Origin of the sequence: Sphingobacterium sp. 40-24, assembly GCF_001899705.1 — a bacterium.
Lineage (GTDB): Bacteria > Bacteroidota > Bacteroidia > Sphingobacteriales > Sphingobacteriaceae > Sphingobacterium > Sphingobacterium multivorum.
Genome location: NZ_MKWH01000039.1, coordinates 1 through 1,633 on the forward strand (window position 1 = coordinate 1; position 1,633 = coordinate 1,633).

1 protein-coding gene is annotated in these 1,633 nt (G+C 42.1%); it reads right to left on the reverse strand.

The window, feature by feature from the left end; all coding sequences use genetic code 11:
- Nucleotides 1-1,481: TonB-dependent receptor plug domain-containing protein (locus BGP15_RS16390; RefSeq protein ID WP_286770138.1), on the reverse strand; the 1,481-nt coding region annotated here is incomplete at its 3' end.
- Nucleotides 1,482-1,633: the final 152 nt, after the last annotated feature.

The following is a 1,633-nucleotide window of genomic DNA, read 5'->3' on the forward strand; positions in this document are numbered from 1 at the left end:
CCGACATTCAGGTGTAGGTAAGGCAATACCTTATATTTCAGGTTCAGGCTCGAAAACCATTCATTATTCTGCCGTCGGTCTTTCGCATATTTGTATTCCGACAGTGGATAGTATTCCCATGGCAGATAACCACTTGTATAGTTTTCTTTCAGATAACTGGCCCTATATTCCTTTTCAAATGGGATTTCACCACCATCCTCATTTAGAAACTGAAGATATGGCGCCTGCATACTGCTATAGCTTAACGATGAGAATTCAGGTTTGCCTTTTCTGCTATCCTGATTGGTATACAGCACCTGAAGATCCAACTGTAAATTGTCAGTAGGTCTGAAACTATTGGACAGCTGGATATTGACCTTTCTATCGAAAGCATCCAGTTCGGATTTATTCCCGGTATATCCAATACCAAACCCATACGAGTTGCGTGTCCCCCCGCCCGAGATATTCAGTGCGTGCTGATTGACAAATGGTACATTATAAAAAGCATCCATATAGTTTTGTCTTCCATTTTGCCCCATGAGTTTAGCTATACCGCTGGCCGAATCTGCCGGTGAAAACAGGTTGCGCTTACGTCGATCCAATAGGTCGATCACTGGCGACTGTGCCAGATAGGGCTGGTATAGCAATTCCGAATCGTAGTACCCCTTTTCAAAAAGATATTTCTCCACTGCTATAAAATCCGCATTTTGGAGTTGATAGATTTTATTTAGATCGCTATTTTCCTTCAAAATAACTGTATTTGACAATGTTATTTTTGTGTTCTGCTCTTTGGAAAAAGCGCCCTTTTTTGAAGTCATGACGATAACACCGTTCCCAGCGCGGGCTCCCCATATGGCACTCGCCGCAGCATCTTTCAGGATGGAGACACTTTCAATATTATTGGGATCAATATTACTGATATCCCCCTCATAGATAAAGCCGTCTAGCACAATGAGCGGATCCAGGTTTCCGTTAATTGTACTCAAACCTCGAACAGAGATATTCAGTTTCTGCAGGTCAGCATTTTGAATCGGCTGATTGTCGAAACGAATTGCTGTTGTCATGTTATTGAGCCTATCCAGAATGTTAGTTCCCACCTGCTGACTGAGCATCTTATTATCGACTACATCAATAGCCCCTGTCACCTCATTGGCTTTCAATGTCTGATAACCGGTGCTGACAATAGCCTCTTCCAGATAAATCTCCTTAGCATTTAAAGCCAATATCTTATGCTTCTCAAAAAATCCGGCGGCCACTGTCCTATCCACGAAACCGACACAACTGATCATTAAAGAATCTTTATGATTACCTACCTGAATAGCAAATTTTCCTTTCAGTGAACTTGCAGCCTGATTATGCAAGGTCTTGTTCCGGATAGAGGCTCCCACTAGCTCCCTACCATCTTTTGCTGAAACAATTGTACCCTGTACCCAAATTTTTTCCTGAGCCTTGCCCATGAAAAACAGTACGCTTGTAAAAAGCGCTGTCAACAACACTTTCATTACTTCGTATGTATAGTAGATACGGTGTAGAAATAAGGATATTCACCACTGTATTGTGTTGGTGTAAGTGTTATGCCATACTGTTCCAGCGCAGCTATCTTTTGTTTGATAGACAGATCAAGAAAGTTTCCCGGCAAACGCAGATCAATCCG